This window comes from Sphingobacterium allocomposti (assembly GCF_008124885.1).
In the GTDB taxonomy this organism is placed as follows: domain Bacteria; phylum Bacteroidota; class Bacteroidia; order Sphingobacteriales; family Sphingobacteriaceae; genus Sphingobacterium; species Sphingobacterium allocomposti.
This window is the reverse complement of sequence record NZ_VNHX01000009.1, coordinates 44,386-60,953: the sequence shown is the minus strand read 5'-3', so window position 1 is coordinate 60,953 and position 16,568 is coordinate 44,386. Positions and strand designations below refer to the sequence as shown.

The 16,568-nt window shown below is 50.7% G+C and carries 12 protein-coding genes; all 12 read left to right on the top strand.

Annotated features, from left to right (window positions below; genetic code table 11):
- Nucleotides 1-5: 5 nt before the first annotated feature.
- From BC792_RS08295 to fucP, 12 genes are read left to right on the top strand one after another with little or no spacing between them, the layout of a single operon-like run.
- Nucleotides 6-1,106 carry a glycoside hydrolase family 130 protein gene (locus BC792_RS08295; RefSeq protein WP_148908527.1) on the top strand — a complete coding sequence of 367 codons (1,101 nt, stop codon included), beginning with the start codon at nt 6-8 and terminating at the stop codon, nt 1,104-1,106.
- Between the two features lie 16 nt (nt 1,107-1,122).
- Complete coding sequence (locus tag BC792_RS08290) at nt 1,123-3,591, top strand: glycoside hydrolase family 2 TIM barrel-domain containing protein (RefSeq protein WP_211357500.1); 2,469 nt, start codon at nt 1,123-1,125, stop codon at nt 3,589-3,591.
- Nucleotides 3,592-3,621: 30 nt separating this feature from the next.
- A complete protein-coding gene (locus tag BC792_RS08285; RefSeq protein WP_170249990.1) occupies nt 3,622-6,108 on the top strand; it encodes an L-rhamnose mutarotase in 2,487 nt (828 codons plus the stop codon).
- Nucleotide 6,109: 1 nt separating this feature from the next.
- Nucleotides 6,110-7,198 (top strand): Gfo/Idh/MocA family protein, encoded by a 1,089-nt coding sequence (locus tag BC792_RS08280; protein WP_148908525.1) that lies wholly within the window; start codon nt 6,110-6,112, stop codon nt 7,196-7,198.
- A gap of 1 nt (nt 7,199) precedes the next feature.
- Nucleotides 7,200-8,780 carry a sodium:solute symporter family transporter gene (locus BC792_RS08275; RefSeq protein WP_148908524.1) on the top strand — a complete coding sequence of 527 codons (1,581 nt, stop codon included), beginning with the start codon at nt 7,200-7,202 and terminating at the stop codon, nt 8,778-8,780.
- A 48-nt stretch (nt 8,781-8,828) separates the two neighbouring features.
- On the top strand, nt 8,829-9,995 hold the full coding sequence (locus BC792_RS08270; protein WP_148908523.1) for an ABC transporter substrate-binding protein: 1,167 nt from the start codon (nt 8,829-8,831) through the stop codon (nt 9,993-9,995).
- Nucleotides 9,988-11,139 (top strand): CaiB/BaiF CoA transferase family protein, encoded by a 1,152-nt coding sequence (locus BC792_RS08265; protein ID WP_148908522.1) that lies wholly within the window; start codon nt 9,988-9,990, stop codon nt 11,137-11,139. The genes BC792_RS08270 and BC792_RS08265 overlap by 8 nt, the downstream gene beginning before the upstream one ends.
- A 1-nt stretch (nt 11,140) precedes the next feature.
- Nucleotides 11,141-12,283 carry a CaiB/BaiF CoA transferase family protein gene (locus BC792_RS08260; RefSeq protein WP_148908521.1) on the top strand — a complete coding sequence of 381 codons (1,143 nt, stop codon included), beginning with the start codon at nt 11,141-11,143 and terminating at the stop codon, nt 12,281-12,283.
- Nucleotides 12,276-13,499, top strand: a complete 1,224-nt coding sequence (locus BC792_RS08255) for an extracellular solute-binding protein (RefSeq protein ID WP_148908520.1) — start codon at nt 12,276-12,278, stop codon at nt 13,497-13,499. Before BC792_RS08260 ends, BC792_RS08255 begins: the two co-directional genes overlap by 8 nt.
- Nucleotides 13,496-14,575, top strand: a complete 1,080-nt coding sequence (locus BC792_RS08250) for a Gfo/Idh/MocA family protein (RefSeq protein ID WP_246154921.1) — start codon at nt 13,496-13,498, stop codon at nt 14,573-14,575. The genes BC792_RS08255 and BC792_RS08250 overlap by 4 nt, the downstream gene beginning before the upstream one ends.
- 48 nt (nt 14,576-14,623) lie before the next feature.
- Nucleotides 14,624-15,079 (top strand): MaoC/PaaZ C-terminal domain-containing protein, encoded by a 456-nt coding sequence (locus BC792_RS08245; RefSeq protein ID WP_148908519.1) that lies wholly within the window; start codon nt 14,624-14,626, stop codon nt 15,077-15,079.
- Nucleotides 15,080-15,109: 30 nt separating this feature from the next.
- Nucleotides 15,110-16,411: an L-fucose:H+ symporter permease gene (gene fucP / locus BC792_RS08240; protein ID WP_148908518.1), complete on the top strand. Its 1,302-nt coding sequence runs from the start codon at nt 15,110-15,112 to the stop codon at nt 16,409-16,411.
- The last annotated feature ends 157 nt before the right edge of the window (nt 16,412-16,568 follow it).

Genomic DNA, 16,568 nt, shown 5'->3' with positions numbered 1-16,568 from the left:
GAAAAATGAAGAAAATTACCCTGTTTTGCTGTCAATTGCTAGGTGTATTGGTCTTGTACGCACAATCGGATACCGTTTCTTCGGCCGAGATGGAAAGGCTGTACCAAGAGGTAAAGACGCCGTACAAATATGGCTTGGTTTTAACTCCAGATAAAAAAGGAGACCTCATGGACTGTCCGACCATCTATCGGCAAGGTAAAAAGTGGTTCATGACCTATATCGTATTCGACGGTGTTGGCTACGAAACATGGCTCGCCGAAAGTACGGACCTGCTGCACTGGAAAACGCTCGGCAAACAGATGTCCAAGCTCGACGATGGACGCTGGGATTCGAAGCAACGTGCCGGCTATAATGCGCTGGTCGACACCAAATGGGGTGGCAGTTATAAGCTGCATACGTTTAACGGAAAATATTGGATGTCGTATTTCGGAGGCTCCACGGCAGGATACGAACCCGAGCCGCTGGCTATTGGCATGGCCTACACTACACAAAAGCCGGTTCAACCCATGGAATGGACGCGTCTGGAACAACCGGTCTTACGTAGCGAGGACGCCGATGTACGGTGGTGGGAAAATCGGCACAAACTGTTCAAGAGCTATGTGGTGGAGGATTCGCGACGCCATACCGGACACCGCTTTATTATGTACTATAATGCTGTCGGAGACTCCTTGCCTGACAACAAACCGACCCGATGGTATGAACGTATCGGTATGGCCGTATCTGACGATTTAACCACCTGGAAGCGATATGGGCAGGATCCCGTGGTCCATCATCCGGTAGGAATAACCGGCGACCCGATGATACAACGGATAAACGACACGTGGGTTATGTTCTATTTCGGCGCCTTCTGGAAAGATCGAAAGGGAGCTTTTAACAGATTTGCTGCATCAAAAGATCTAATACATTGGACCGACTGGTCGGGCGACAACTTAATCGAATCATCAGCGGATTTCGATAACCAATATGCGCATAAGCCATTCGTGTTGAAGCATAAGGGCATCGTTTATCATTTTTATTGCGCAGTCGACAAGGATGGCAATCGGGGTATAGCCGTGGCTACTTCAAAAAATTTAGGGACAAGTAAGTTACGTTTTACAACAAAATAGTTTCGAACAGCGAGGTATGAGTATGATTTTTTTTAGATGTGTTTGTTTTTTAAGGACGTTAGGAGCCCAGAGAACGGCTACTATAGTAAGGGCCGTCAAGGTTTTTTGTGGGTTATTCCTCATCGCCCATATAGGATGCGTTTATGGACAGAGCCGAAAGACTATAGATTTTAATGACGGCTGGCGTTTTAAGCTGGCAGATGAACTGCAGTTCCGCCGTCCGGATTTCAGCGATCAAACGTGGCAGCCGGTTGTATTACCCCACGACTGGAGCATATTGTCTGATTTCGGGGCCGACTTTCCCGCGGGGAATGCTGGAGGTGCCCTGCCGGGAGGCACCGGTTGGTATCGTAAAACATTCCACATCGCGGAGACAGATAAGGGACGGAACGTTCGTATCGATTTCGGTGGAGCATATAGGTACACTGAAGTGTGGATAAACGGACACTATCTAGGTAAGCATAGCAATGGCTATCTTTCCTTTGGGTACGACCTGACCCCTTACCTACGTTACGGTGAGCGCGAGAATGCCATTGCCGTTCGTGTCGACAATAGTCAGCAGCCCAATTCCAGATGGTATTCGGGATCAGGAATATACCGGGACGTCCAGCTGACGTTTACGGACCATGTACATATGGAGAAGGACGAAACATTCGTTACTACGCCTGTCGCGACAGAGGAAAAAGGAACCATCCGCGTGCGAACCACACTCCGCAATCCGCGCGAAGAGCGTGTGTCGCTACAACTGCGTGTGTTCGACCGTGATGGAAGGGTGGTCGCAGAAAAGACTGCGAGCGTCAAAGGCATCCATATCGACGAAACCATAGATGTGCTGCGTCCGGCATTGTGGGACGTTGCTTCACCCAATCTATACCGGTTAGAGCTACTTGTTCAAAGTGCCAAAGGAGCGGAGATCGACCGGTTAGCCTATAAAATCGGCTTCCGAACGATACATTTTGATGTAAACGGTGGTTTCTCTTTAAACGGGAAACACCTCAAGATCTTGGGCGTCTGTCTACATCATGATTTAGGCGCGCTAGGAGCCGCATTCAACAAGTCGGCAGCGAAGCGTCAGCTGTTGATAATGAAGGATATGGGGGCTAATGCTATCCGTACTGCACACAACCCTCCTGCAACCGAACTGTTGGATCTATGTGACGAACTCGGCCTGTTGGTGTACAACGAGGCTTACGACATGTGGCAGAAACGGAAGACCAAATTCGATTATCACCTCGATTTTAAAGAACACCATATTGCCGACCTGCAAGCTTTTATAAAAAGAGACCGGAACCATCCGTCTGTCATCCTTTGGAGCATCGGCAACGAGATACGCGAGCAGTTTGACAGCACAGGGATAGCCCTGACGCGGGAAATGGCAGCGGTTGTTAAACAGCTGGACGACACCCGTCCGGTAACCGCGGCGTTGACAGAGACCAACTACGATAAGAATTTTATTGCGCAGGCCAAGGCGTTGGACGTGCTGGGTTTTAACTACAAATATGAAGACTACGATAAGCTGCCGAAGGAGTTCGCAGGAGTGCCGCTGATCGCTTCAGAAACAACATCCGGTTTGCAGACGCGGGATGTTTACGATCCTTTACACGACACTATACAGTTCTGGCCTGCATCAAGCAAGGATAAGTTTGTGACAAACGGTAATCCCGATTTTACCGTTTCGGCCTACGACAATGTGGCTGCTTACTGGGGTACAAGTCACGAACGGGCCTGGTTAGAGGTCAAAAAAAGAGATTTCCTCGGTGGGATATTCGTATGGACAGGTTTTGATTATTTGGGGGAGCCGGTTCCTTATCCCTTTCCTGCGCGGAGTTCGTACTATGGTATTGTAGACCTGGCCGGATTTCCGAAAGACGTCTATTACATGTATCAGTCAGAATGGACGGACAAGGATGTATTACATGTTTTACCACATTGGAACTGGAGTACGGGCGATACGGTCGACGTATGGGCCTATTACAACAAAGCGGAAGACGTCGAACTATTTCTTAACGGGAAGAGCTTAGGCAAGGCTCGTAAAACCGACGAACGTCTGCATGCGGAGTGGAAGGTCCCTTTCGAGGCCGGTGAATTAAAAGTTGTGAAATATCGAAACGGACGCCCCGTACAGGAGACTGTAAGACGGACAGCGGGACAGGCGGCAAAACTTCAGGCCAAAGTAGCCTACGAGCGCTTCCGGACCGGCGATCCCCGTGACCTCTACTTTATAACAGTTGAACTCGTCGACGAGGCGGGCATCCCCGTGGTGGGGCAGGATATGGAGCTGACGTTCACGACAGAGGGACCCTGTGAAGTCGTGGGGACAGACAACGGCTACCAGGCTGATCTGACGGGATTAACCTCCTCAAATAGGAAAACCTATAAAGGAAAGGCGCTCGCCGTCGTGCGAAAAAAGGAAAATGCCGGAAAGGGCGTACTACGGGTCAAGTCTACACTCGGAGAAACAAAGATAGAATTACCACAACTATAGCCAGCGATGAATAAAAAAACGTTGATGATAATGATGCTTTTCCTTGCCTCCATTGGCGGAAGCATCAGCTATGCAGGCGAAATCTATGTGGGGAAAAATATGTCGGGACGGGGCGATGGCAGTAAAGGATCACCTTTCTCCAGCTTGGAAGACGCCCTTCGGGAGGCCCGTGAATGGCGCAGGCTGGGCGACAGCCGTGTGCAGGGAGGAATTGATATCTGGGTGGGAGACGGAGTATATTCCCCATCCCAAACCATTTTGATCCGGCCTGAAGACAGCGGAACGGCGGACAGTCCAACGCGTATACGGGCGATGGCCGACGCTGCGGTCTTGTCGGGGGGTATTCCGGTCAAGACATGGAGGCCGGCAGGTAAGGTGGAAGGTGTACCGTCCCATGTAGCCAAGCGTCTGTTTGTCGCCGACGCACCCATGGCGGGAGGAAAGTTTTTCCCGTTCCGGCAGCTCTGGGTAAACGGACGCAAAGCTGTACGCGCAGAAAGCCACAGCGATCAGCAGCTGCCCCGTATATTAAACTGGAACTTTCAGGACGGTACGGCGACTATCCCTAATATTTTTCCAGGCTTTAAGCCGACAGCCGGAATGGAATTCTTCATTCACCAATGGTGGGCGGTAGCCCAGCTTCGTGTGCGCGATGCTAACATTTCCAAAGACAGCATTGTGCTCGCATTTCATGAGCCGGAATCGCGCATACAGAATGAGCACCCCTGGCCGAAGCCCTGGCTGTCCAAGGAGCACGGGAACTCGGCGTTCCGTCTTTTGAACGCGCTGCAGTTTTTAGATCAGCCGGGCGAATGGTTTCTTGATGAATATACACATAAGCTCTACTATTACCCGCGGGAAGACGAAGATATGGAGGTGGCCACGGCCGTTGTACCCTACCTCGAAACTATCTTGCAGGTCGTCGGCACAGCCGAACATCCGGTGGAACACTTGTCTATCGAAGGGCTAACATTTCAGCATAGTGCGTGGCTTCGACCTCATACACATGGACATGTAGCATTGCAGGCGGGTATGTATTTTGTCGAGGCGTACAAACTGATTAAACCGGGGACGCCAGACAAAGCAGGGCTTGAAAACCAAGCGTGGGTGGGGCGGCCGAAAGCAGCCGTCGAAATGAGGCATACCGCTTACACCGCATTTCGTAACTGTACGTTTACCCATTTGGCATCAACGGGAATAGACTACCGGTCAGGGAATAGGTGCGATACGTTGGAAGGTAATTTCTTTCAGGATATCGGAGGCTCCGGCGTCCTGCTGGGGACATTCTCCGAAGAGGAATTTGAAGCACACCTTCCCTATCAGCCGAAGGATGAACGTACGTTGACAGATGGCGTCGTCATCACCAACAATCTACTCCAGCATATCGGTCGGGAAGACTGGGGCGCTGTCGGTATCGGTGCCGGATTCGTCCGAAATGTCCAGATTATGCACAACGAGCTACTGGACCTACCCTATACAGGTATCAGTTTGGGATGGGGATGGACGCCAACGGTAAACAGCATGAAAAACAATAGGGTGGTGGAAAACAAAATTACCCGGTACGGTAAATTTATGTATGACGTGGCGGGTATATATACATTGTCGGCACAGCCTGGTACGAGAATCCAACGTAACCATATCGATAGTATCTATTTGTCGCCTTATGCACATCTTCCAGACCATTGGTTTTATCTCTATACTGATGAAGGGTCTGCGTATATGAATGTCTCCGACAATTGGTTCCTCGCCAACAAGATTTTACAAAATGCTAACGGTCCGGGCGTTGAGTGGAAAAACAATGGTCCGCAGGTAGATCGGAACCTGGTGAAGAACGCCGGGCTACAGCACCGCTTTTCTGCTATGCGCAACAGGCTGCTTCCCTTAGATACGGTGGCCCGATTCAATGCGTATATCCCATTTACAAAGCCGGTGTTTTTTCAGATCTATGATCCGAAGGGTTCGGTCTCGGAGCAGGAAGTTAAGGCTTTTATCGCGAAGCAAGGTGGCGACCCTACGCACGTATACCGCTGGAAAACGTATACCATTTGGCAAACCACAGACGAACTCGGTAAGAAGATGGCTGGCGCCTGGCTCGCGACATATCCAGCGATAGCATACAAGGTGTTTAATAACCTTTTTTACAGCTTTGACCGTTCGCAGTGTGCGCCGGATCCGGAACCGGGGGAGACCGATTTCGTACTGCTCACTGCACAGCTTGTTGATGACAAGGTTAAACAGCAAGAATACCTTGACGCCCACAAAAATCAGCAAAAAGAGTGGCCTGAGGTAGCCAGGGGCTTCTGCCGGGCCGGCTTTGAAGAGGTGTTATTATATCGGAACGACCGGCAGCTGATGCTCTATATCTCATTTCCGAAAGGAAAGAACTTTGAAGAAATAGACCGCTTAACAACCGAGGATAATCCCCGCGTACTCGAGTGGAATAAGTTGATGGGGAGCTACCAAGAAGGTATTGAAGGGGCGGCAGCAAATGAAACTTGGATTTTTTATAAGAAATAACATGCAATTTACAGGCAAATTAAGATTAGGGATTTTAGGGTTAGGTGAAGGCCGCAGCACCATGTCAGCGGCACTGCAAAGCCCACACATAGAGCTAGTACAGATATGCGACCTGAACGAAGAGCTCGGGCGAAAGCGCGTCAAGGAGTTTGATTTCCGGAATTACACGCGTCGTTACGAAGATCTTCTGCAGGATCCCGATATCGAAGCGATAGCTATTTATACACCCGACCATCTGCATGCAGCACATATCCGCCAAGCGTTGGAACACGATAAGCATGTGATCTGTACCAAGCCGTTCATTGATAACTTAGCCGATGCCAACGAGCTGTTAGAGCTGGCAAGGAAAAAAAATAAACGCGTGTTCGTAGGACAAAGCTCCCGTTTTTTCGAACCTTTGAAAAAGCAACGGCAGGATTTCGAAGCAGGCCTTATCGGCGATCTGATTACGATTGAAGGCTACTATCATGCTGATCATCGTTGGTTTTTAGAAAAGCCATGGGCACTGCAGTCCTCATTCAAATGGCTATATGGCGGCTTAAGCCATCCGGTCGACTTTATACGCTGGTATCTGCCGAATATTGAGGAGGTGATGGGGTACGGTATGCTAAGTGCCAATGGTAGAAAAGGAGGATTACAGAATGCCGACACCATGCACTTCATCTTCAAAGCCGAAGACGGACGCGTCGCACGGGTGAGTGGAGCTTACACCGGACCTATACAACCAGTGACCCGCGACAGCGAGATGAGCTGTATCCTGCGCGGCACGGAAGGAGCAAGCCAGGCAGATTACATGGATCTGCGCTATGCGATCACGGATAAGACCGGGGAGGAGCGCATCTTGACATGGGAACATAAATTGAAACATTACTTCCGTTTCGAAGGAAAAAGCCACCATGCGGGCGAATACCAAAACTATCTGGAATACTTTGGGCAGGCGATAAGGACCGGAGAACCGGCATTTCCGGACATGAAAGAAGGTATTGGCACGATCGCCCTATTGCAGGCCATGGACGAATCCTTGTCCACAGGAAAGCCCGTTCGGCCCAAGGATTTACTAGCCAGATATAATGTAAACTTATCGGAATAGCATGAACAATATTGTCGATAAACTGACTATTGTCGATTACGCCATCGTGGTGGTCTACCTCTTGGTGTTGTTGGCTATCGGTTTGTTCTCTTCCCGCAAACGTGCGGATGGCGAAGCACATTTTCTGGCCGGAAAATCCTTAAGTTGGTACAGTATCGGTTTCAATATGTGGGCAACCAACGTAGGTCCCTCCATGTTACTGGCTTTCGCTACCGTGGGCTATACCACGGGAATTGTCGCCGTTAACTTCGATTGGTATGCGTTTGTGTTCCTGTTCCTACTTGCCGTCGTCTTCGCGCCCCGCTACCTGATGTCTGGCGTGCGTACGCTCCCCGAATTCATGGGGCAGCGGTTCGGCCCCGGCACCCAGACGATTTTAGCTTGGTACTCGTTGGTAAAAATGTTGATCTCCTGGTTATCGTTAGGTTTGTTCGCGGGCGGCTTTTTGGTTCGGCAGATCCTAGGCATACCCATGTGGCAATCGGTTACGGTGCTGGTCGCGTTGGCAGGGCTCTTCGCGTACACTGGTGGACTTAAAACCGTGGCAAAAATCAATATCTTCCAGATGATATTGCTTATTTTGGTATCTGCCTTGTTGACGTTCTTAGGTTTGTCCAAAATCGGAGGATGGCACGTATTGGTCGAAAGCACGCCAACAGACTACTGGTCGCTTATTCGTCCCGCCAGCGACCCCGACTATCCCTGGTATGCCATTGCGTTGGGCTATCCGGTAGCTGCTATCGCGTTTTTCTGCACGGACCAGGCCATGGTGCAGTCGGTGTTGGGAGCGAAGAGCCTGGAGCAAGGACAGCTCGGGGTAAACTTCATTGCCTGGCTGAAGATTCTTTCCCTGCCGCTATTCATTTTGACAGGTATCATCTGTTACATCTTGTTTCCGGGGCTGGAAGATCCATCGTTGGCCTACATGACGATGGTGACGAACCTTTTCCCTACGGGATTGAACGGCCTTGTGATTGTGGTATTAATCGCCGTGCTGGTGGGCACGATCGGTTCTTCACTGAACTCGCTTAGTACGGTCTTCACGATGGATATCTATCTTAAACACATAAAACCCGGTGCAGACAGCAAAGAGGTTACGCGGATAGGACGCTACACGATTGTTGTCGGCTGCCTTATGGCTGTCTTCATGGCGATAGCCATCGATCAGATTAAGGGGCTTAACCTGTTCGACGTCTTCCAGTCTATCCTCGGCTTCATTGCGCCGCCGCTAGCCGTCGTGTTCCTTCTGGCTGTGCTTTGGAAACGGACAAACAGAGCGGCGGTGAACGCTTTGCTGACAGGCGGTGCTGTTTTGAGCCTCGGTACAGGCATACTCTATCTATGGGTGTTCCCGAAAGATGTTTATGATTTCTGGCCGCACTATTTGTTGCTTTCTTTCTATCTGTTCGTGTTGCTCCTGATCTTAGGTATAGGCATCTCTCTAGTGGTAGGAAAGTCGGCATTTGAAAAAGAAAGCGAGTTTGTATATGACCTTAAGACAGAACGCCCGACAGCAAAAGTAAAATGCGCGTGGGGCGTCTTATTTATCGTGATGGCGGGTTTGTACCTGCTATTTAAATAGGAAAAGTAGTTTAAAAAGTTAGTTAGAAATACGAAAATAGAGTTACGGATGACAAAAAAAATTCAGTTGAAAGGTATAACATGGGGGCACTCCCGTGGTTTTGTGCCGATGGTTGCCACCGCACAACGTTATGAAGAGCTCCATCCGGAGGTGGAGATCGTCTGGAAAAAACGCACGTTGCAGGAGTTTGCCGACAAGTCTATTGAGGAGCTTGCCGGCGAGTACGATTTGCTGGTTATCGACCATCCGTGGACGGGGCACGCGGCGGCAAAGAAAATGGTTGTTCCGTTTGACGATTACCTGGAAAGAGAATATTTGGAAGACCAGCGCATAAATAGTGTGGGGCAGTCGTACACCAGTTATAATTTTGAAGGCAAACAATGGGCGCTACCGATTGATGCGGCCACACCGGTAGCGGCTAGCAGACCGGATCTGCTGGCGGAACTGGGGCTGTCCCTGCCGAACACCTTTGCCGACGTACTGGCCTTGGCGGAGCGCGGAAGAGTGGCGTTCTCACTGATTCCCGTCGATGTTTTGATGAGCTTCTACATGTTCTGCTGCTCGCTTGGCGAGAAGCCCTGTGCACGTGCAGAGGAAGTGGTCAGCGAAGCGACAGGGGTAAAGGCGCTGCAGCTGTTCAAGTCGTTGGCAGACCTAACTGACAAACGGTTTTATGCTAAAAATCCGTTTATGGTCTTTGAGGACATGGCAAACAATGATGAGATCGTTTATTGTCCGTTTGCCTATGGTTATTCCAACTATGCGCGGGAGGGGTACGCGCGTAAGGTTTTACATTTTCACGACCTCGTATCGCTGGACGATCGGGGTCCTATGATAAGTACACTTGGTGGAGCAGGACTTGCAGTTTCCGCGCGTAGCGCAAACATAGCGACCGCCGTGGACTATGCCCGTTTTGTCGGATCGCCGTCGATACAATCGTCTATATACGTGGAAAACGGGGGGCAGCCCGGGCATTTGAAAGCGTGGGAAAACGATTATGTTAACGCGTACACGTCAAACTTTTTCCGCGATACCTTACCCGCGCTGCAACGGGCTTTCCTGCGTCCCCGGTACTTCGGGCATATGCATTTTCAGGACCACGCAGGGGATATCATCGTCCGTTATCTACGAAACGGAGGTGACGAACAGGCGGTGCTTGACAACATCAACAAGCTGTATAGAGAATCACAACTAATAGAAAATGTGCATGGATAACCGACCATTAGCGGGCTTGGTAGTGCTGGAGTTTTCTCAGTTCATGGCCGGACCGACAGCTGGGCTACGTCTCGCGGATATGGGTGCACGTGTCATTAAGATCGAGCGGCCGGGAAGCGGAGAGGCAGGACGCCAGATTGCTATTAAGAATATATTTGTTGATGATAGCAGTTTGGTGTTTCATACGATCAACAGAAACAAAGAGTCGTACGCCGCAGATCTGAAAAACGCCGAGGACCTGGCTGCTATCCGGAAGCTTATTGCAAAAGCCGATATTATTACGCATAATTTTCGTCCGGGTGTAATGGAAAAAATCGGCTTGGATTACGACAGCGTTACTGCCCTGAACCCGAAGATCATCTATGCCACGGTGACGGGATATGGAGAGGAGGGACCTTGGGCTAAGAAGCCGGGACAGGATCTGCTGGTTCAATCGATGTCGGGGTTGACATGGCTCTCCGGCAGCGATGGGGATAACCCAACACCCTTCGGTTTAGCGGTCATCGATATGTACTGCGCTACTCACCTCACGCAGGGAATTCTGGCGGCACTGCTAAAGCGATCGCGTACGCAACGGGCGGTGAAGGTGGAGGTTAGCTTGCTGGAGTCGGCGCTCGACATGCAATTTGAAGTGCTGACGACATATTTTAACGATGGCGGACAGCTTCCAAAGCGGGCAAAGATACGCGGTGGAGGACATGCATACCTTAGTGCACCTTACGGCCTATACAGGACAAGCGATGGTTTCTTAGCCTTAGCAATGGGCGATTTGGAGAAGATTGCCTCATGCATCGGTCTGGAGGGATGGCGTTATGCCGACCGGACGACATGGTTCTCGGAACGCGATCGCATCATGCGGGAACTGGGGAACGTATTCGTGGGTAAAGATACAGATACATGGATCGAAACTTTGGAAGCCGAAGGGATCTGGTGTGCACCCGTCAACAACTACCGCGAGTTTCTGGAGGGAGAAGGTTTTGCTGAGTCCAGGATGTTGCAGGAAGTGGATCTACACGACGGGTCCATACTGCATACACCGAGAAGTGTTTACCGGATCGATGGACGCTTTCTATTTTCGGCCCGGCCTGCTCCCAAGGTCGGTCAGGATAATGAACGAATTGTAAAAGACTTTTTAAACGATTAGTATGTTGCCATTAGCAGATTTTACGGTGGTAGATTTCAGCCAATTTCTGTCCGGCCCCCTTGCGGGCCTGAGGCTCGCCGATTTGGGTGCACGTGTCATCAAGATCGAGAGACCTGTCACCGGCGACATCTGTCGACACATGTATACATCCGACACGGTGCTGAATGGGATGTCCACCGTCTTTCATGCCATCAACCGCAATAAGGAAAGTGTGGCGCTCGATGTCAAGGACGAGGCAGACCGTCAGGTGATATGGGATTTAATAAAAAAAGCGGACGTGGTCATGCATAACTTCCGGCCGGGCGTGATGGAGCGCCTGGGCTTCGACTATGCCGCAGTGCGGGCGATCAACCCTGACGTCGTTTACGGAGAGATATCGGGCTACGGGGATAAGGGCCCCTGGTCTAAGAACCCCGGTCAGGATCTGCTGCTGCAGTCGCTTACCGGGATGACATGGTTGAGCGGCGATGCCGACCATGGCCCCGTACCGATGGGATTGTCCATCGTCGACATGTTCGCCGGCATGAACCTTTGCAGCGCTTTGCTCGCCTGCTTATACCGCCGGGCAATACAGCATGTGGGCGCGCTGGTACAGATAAGTATGCTGGATTCCGCTGTAGATATACAGTTTGAAGCGGTAACGACCTATTTTCGGGATGGCAGGCAGCTACCTGAACGTACCCGTGTGAGCAATGCCCACGCATATCTGGCTGCTCCCTATGGTATTTATAAGACGCAAGACGGATTTCTGGCGCTCGCCATGGGTTCTATCCCCTTGTTGGGACGGCTACTGTCATGCGCGCCGCTGGAGAACTTTTCCGACGGTGAGCAGGCTTTTCGACAGCGTAGCGACATAAAGGCTATCTTATCGGAACACCTGGCCACGTCGACAACGGCACATTGGTTATCAATTTTAGAAGCTGCTGATATCTGGTGTGCCGATGTGCTGGATTGGAACAGGCTGACCGCACACGACGGCTTCAACGTTTTGGATATGGTTCAACGTGTATATATGGAGGACGGCTTTGGTTACGATACGACCCGCTGCCCTATACGGATTGATGGCGAACGCCTCAAGGCGGAACGCGGGTCACCCAGATTAGGAGAGCATACCGAGCAAATAAAAAAGGAGTTATATGGCTAAACTACGGTTTGCAGTACGAAAGTTTGCCCCATTCGAACAGGCACTGGCAGATACTTGGTCCCGCTATCAAGCGATGTATCCGTCGGATATCCAAATGGAATTTGTACCCATGGACCTGGAAGAGCTGTATGCAGCGCTATTTCAAAAGGATGGTCTGCAAAACGGCACTTGGGATATCGCACACGTGAATACCGACTGGATAACAGAAGCCTATGAGAGAGGCTGCATACAACCACTCGACGAGTATATAAAAAAGCAGCCTCCCGAGGGGGGGATAGACGCCTGGGCGCCCAGCTTGACAAAGTTACAGCAGTTTGAGGGACATTTCTATGGATTGCCGTTTCACGACGGCCCGGAGTGTTTGGTGTTGCGAAAGGATCTATTCAATGCGACGACGGAAAAGGAGCGTTTTTTTGAACAGCACAGCCGTGAGCTTCGTGCTCCGCAGACGTGGGACGAGTTTCTTGACGTAGCCTCTTTTTTTTATCGTCCAGAACAAGGTTTATACGGGACCGTCTTCGGCGGCTATCCCGATGGACATAATGCGGTTTTTGACTTCTGCATACAATTATGGGCTCGGGGCGGTGAGCTGACCACAACTTCCGGAGCGGTCTCACTGGTGTCGGCCGCTGCGGTCGACGCCTTAGACTTCTACCGCAGGCTGTTTCGAGAACCGTGCGGACTGCATCCCAAGTCGCTGGACTACGAATCGGTACAAGCGGGGCAGGCTTTTGCGCGTGGTGAAGCCGCTATGATGGTTAACTGGTTCGGATTCGCTTCCTGGGCGCATATTGATGAGGCGTCAGCTGTACGGGGACAAGTAGATATCGCGCCAATTCCAGCATGCGACGGGTATGCCGCACCTTCGCTGAATGTCTATTGGTTGTATACAGTTGGCAATGGAAGTGCACATAAGGAGCGGGCATACGACTTCCTGCGGTTTGCGGTGCAGCCCGAACAGGATAAACAACTTACGCTGACAGGAGGGGTAGGGTGTCGACGGACAACCTGGACAGACGCAGAAATAAACGGACGGATACCTTTCTACGCGAAGCTTGAACAGCTACATGAGACAGCACGTACATTACCACGTCTACGCAATTGGGCTGCCATTGCCCATATTATCGACCAGATGGTGAACCAGGCAATACAAACCAACACGGAGAGCAATGTGCTACTTTATGAAGCGCAACAAAAGATAGAGGAGTTAACATGATAGAAATTCCATACCATGCGGTATTACCGCAGAAGAACTTGCCCATCGTCATCATTGGCGCCGGCGGGATAGTGAAGGATGCACACTTACCGGCCTATAAAAAGGCCGGATTCACCGTGCATGGCATTGTCAACCGAACGCGCGCCAAAGCGGAATCGTTGGCAGAAGAATTTGGCATTCCTTATGTCTACGACACGGTGGCCGATGCGGTAGCTCAAGCACCGTCTGATGCGGTGTATGACATCACCATTATGCCAAGCCAGTTTATCGAAACATTAGAGATGCTACCGGACGGAGCGGCCGTGCTGATTCAGAAGCCGATGGGCGATTATTTTCCCCAGAGCGAGGCAATTCTCGAAGTCTGTCAACGTAAGGGTCTGGTGGCCGCCATCAACTGCCAGCTACGGCAGGCTCCGTTTGTAAACGCGGCACGGTGGCTGATCGAAAACGGCTATATCGGTCCGCTCTACGATATGGAAGTCCGCGTCACCGTCAACACACCGTGGGAGCTTTTTCCGCATGTCATGATCCATCCCCGGCTGGAGATCCTATACCACAGCGTACATTACATCGACCTGATCCGTTCTTTTCTCGGCAATCCGGCATCCGTGTATGCGAAAACGTTAAAACATCCGGCAAAAGAACTAAGCTCCAGCCGGACGACGCTACTGTTTGACTATGGAGACACGATGCATGCTGTCGTGAATACCAATCATGACCATGACTTCGGGGCGCGACATCAGGAGAGTTTCATCAAATGGGAAGGAACCAAAGGGGCGATCAAAGCAAAGATGGGACTGCTGATGGACTATCCGCACGGCGTGCCCGATGCGTTCGAATACTGTATAAAGGGTGCGGATGGGATTGCCGACTGGGTGCCGGTTCCGATCGAAGGCTCGTGGTTTCCAGATGCTTTCATCGGCAGTATGGGCAGCCTCATGCGTTTTAAATTGGGCGAAATCCACGTGCTGCCCGCAGCCGTGGAGGATGTTATCCATACCATGGCCGTGGTCGAAGCAGCGTATCAAAGCAGCAGCCGGGGTGGACAGCCCATACACTATAGAAATGAAGAATGACATCCGACGAAGGATAGAAGGTGATTTTTAACTTTTAATTTTATTATAATGCATTTTGAATCTATTTTCTTTGAAGATTATCTGTTAAACGATAAACGGGTAACATTAGGGCGTACGATAACGGAGACGGATTTCGTGGTGCATGCAGGACATACGGGCGACTTCTTTCCACACCATATGGATGCGGAGTGGTGCAGGACCCAGCCATTTGGGCAACGTATCGCCCATGGTACCATGATCTTTGCTATTGGCATAGGTCTTACGGCGTCGGTCATCAATCCAGAAGCTTTTTCGAAAGGATATGATCGACTGCGATTTGTTAAGCCCGTATTTATTGGGGACACAATTCATGCAGAAGTGACAATCTCCGAGAAGTCAGCGGCTAAAAACCCTGAGTTTGGCACTGTCGTTGAACACGTGGAGATTCTCAATCAACATGGGGAGGTGGTGTTGGTGGCTGACCATATCCTGTTGGCAAAGCGCAAGGACAGCACCCCAGCATAACTGATTTTTTAAATATTTTATAAACCTAATATGCAAGCCAATACAAACGCGCAGCCCGCGGCAATAGGTGCCGGCAACAGGAACTATCTTTTTCCATTTATTTTGATCGTTAGCCTGTTCTTCCTGTGGGGCATGGCACATAACCTGAACGGGGTGCTTATTCCCCACTTAAAGAAGGCCTGCCAGCTGGATAATAGCCAGTCGGCACTGGTCGATACTTCCGTATTTTTTGCCTATTTCGTGATGGCCATACCGGCCGGTTACCTGCTCCGTAGATGGGGCTATAAGCTGTCGATAATCATCGGCTTGATCACCTTTTCGTTGGGCGCCTTTTTGTTTATTCCTGCTGCCGACCTTCGGATGTACGAGCTTTTTCTGCTAGCGCTATTTATTATCGGCTGCGGCTTAGCCGTTTTGGAGACGGCCGCAAATCCGTATGCAGCGGTTCTCGGCCCTCCCGAATCGGCTACGCACCGGCTGAATCTGGCCGCTTCATTCAATGGATTGGCCGCGATGGTGGCCCCAGTTGTTGGAACGATATTTATCCTCTCGGGGACGAGCTATTCGGAATCCGAGCTGGAGGCCATGACAGAAACTGCTCGCCAGGCTTATCTGACGCATGAAGCCTCTTCTGTGAAGCTGCCCTATCTCACGCTCGGCCTGGTCTTACTGATCGTAGCCATTCTGTTTATCTTCGTGAAGCTTCCTGAGATCAAGTCTTCGGAGATGACAGAAGATCCGGGCCGAAAAAGGAGCTTCTTTGCCGTCCTTCGGCATAAGCATTTGGCCTTTGCTGTGTTAGCGCAATTTTTTTATGTGGGTGCACAGGTCTGCGTCACTAGTTTTTTCATCCGGATGGCGCAGCAGGGAGCCGGCGTCGACGAAAAGACGGCAGGCTATTACCTTGGCGTATACGGCTTGTTGTTTATGGCCGGCCGATTTGTGGGCACTGTTCTATTACGGTATACCAGCGCTCCGCGTCTGTTGTCGATGTATGCGTTCGCCTGTGTTTTATTGGCGGCGACGGCGGTGTTTGGTTCAGGGATGATGGTGCTGTATGCTTTGGGCGGTTTAGGCTTTTTTATGTCTATTATGTTTCCCACGATCTTCTCCTTGGGTATTATCGGACTGGGAAATGATACGAAACAAGCATCTTCCTGGCTGATTATGTCTATTGTAGGCGGGGCGGTTTTTCCCTTCCTTACGGGAGACATGATTGATCGCGCCGGAGACAATGCACAGATAGGTTATATTGTACCTTTGGTATGCTACCTCGTTATCTTCTGGTACGCCATTAAAGGGTATAAAGTCCGTACGGACGCGAGCCATTGACAACGCTGGAGCGGACGGTGTTGGTTCGCTCCTATGACATGCCCATCCATTACCTCATGCAGACTCCCTATTCCGTAATCAATTTTCTAATGCCAATATCTTAGAGTAGCTGGAGAAAATATCATAAATATTACCCTACGTTTTCCACTAAGTTTGT

Coding starts and splice junctions, on each gene's coding strand:
- fucP (WP_148908518.1), top strand. CDS start 15,110: ATGCAAGCCAATACAAACGCGCAGCCCGCGGCAATAGGTGCCGGCAAC.
- BC792_RS08290 (WP_211357500.1), top strand. CDS start 1,123: ATGAGTATGATTTTTTTTAGATGTGTTTGTTTTTTAAGGACGTTAGGA.
- BC792_RS08285 (WP_170249990.1), top strand. CDS start 3,622: ATGATGCTTTTCCTTGCCTCCATTGGCGGAAGCATCAGCTATGCAGGC.
- BC792_RS08270 (WP_148908523.1), top strand. CDS start 8,829: ATGACAAAAAAAATTCAGTTGAAAGGTATAACATGGGGGCACTCCCGT.
- BC792_RS08265 (WP_148908522.1), top strand. CDS start 9,988: ATGGATAACCGACCATTAGCGGGCTTGGTAGTGCTGGAGTTTTCTCAG.
- BC792_RS08295 (WP_148908527.1), top strand. CDS start 6: ATGAAGAAAATTACCCTGTTTTGCTGTCAATTGCTAGGTGTATTGGTC.
- BC792_RS08260 (WP_148908521.1), top strand. CDS start 11,141: ATGTTGCCATTAGCAGATTTTACGGTGGTAGATTTCAGCCAATTTCTG.
- BC792_RS08280 (WP_148908525.1), top strand. CDS start 6,110: ATGCAATTTACAGGCAAATTAAGATTAGGGATTTTAGGGTTAGGTGAA.
- BC792_RS08275 (WP_148908524.1), top strand. CDS start 7,200: ATGAACAATATTGTCGATAAACTGACTATTGTCGATTACGCCATCGTG.
- BC792_RS08250 (WP_246154921.1), top strand. CDS start 13,496: ATGATAGAAATTCCATACCATGCGGTATTACCGCAGAAGAACTTGCCC.
- BC792_RS08245 (WP_148908519.1), top strand. CDS start 14,624: ATGCATTTTGAATCTATTTTCTTTGAAGATTATCTGTTAAACGATAAA.
- BC792_RS08255 (WP_148908520.1), top strand. CDS start 12,276: ATGGCTAAACTACGGTTTGCAGTACGAAAGTTTGCCCCATTCGAACAG.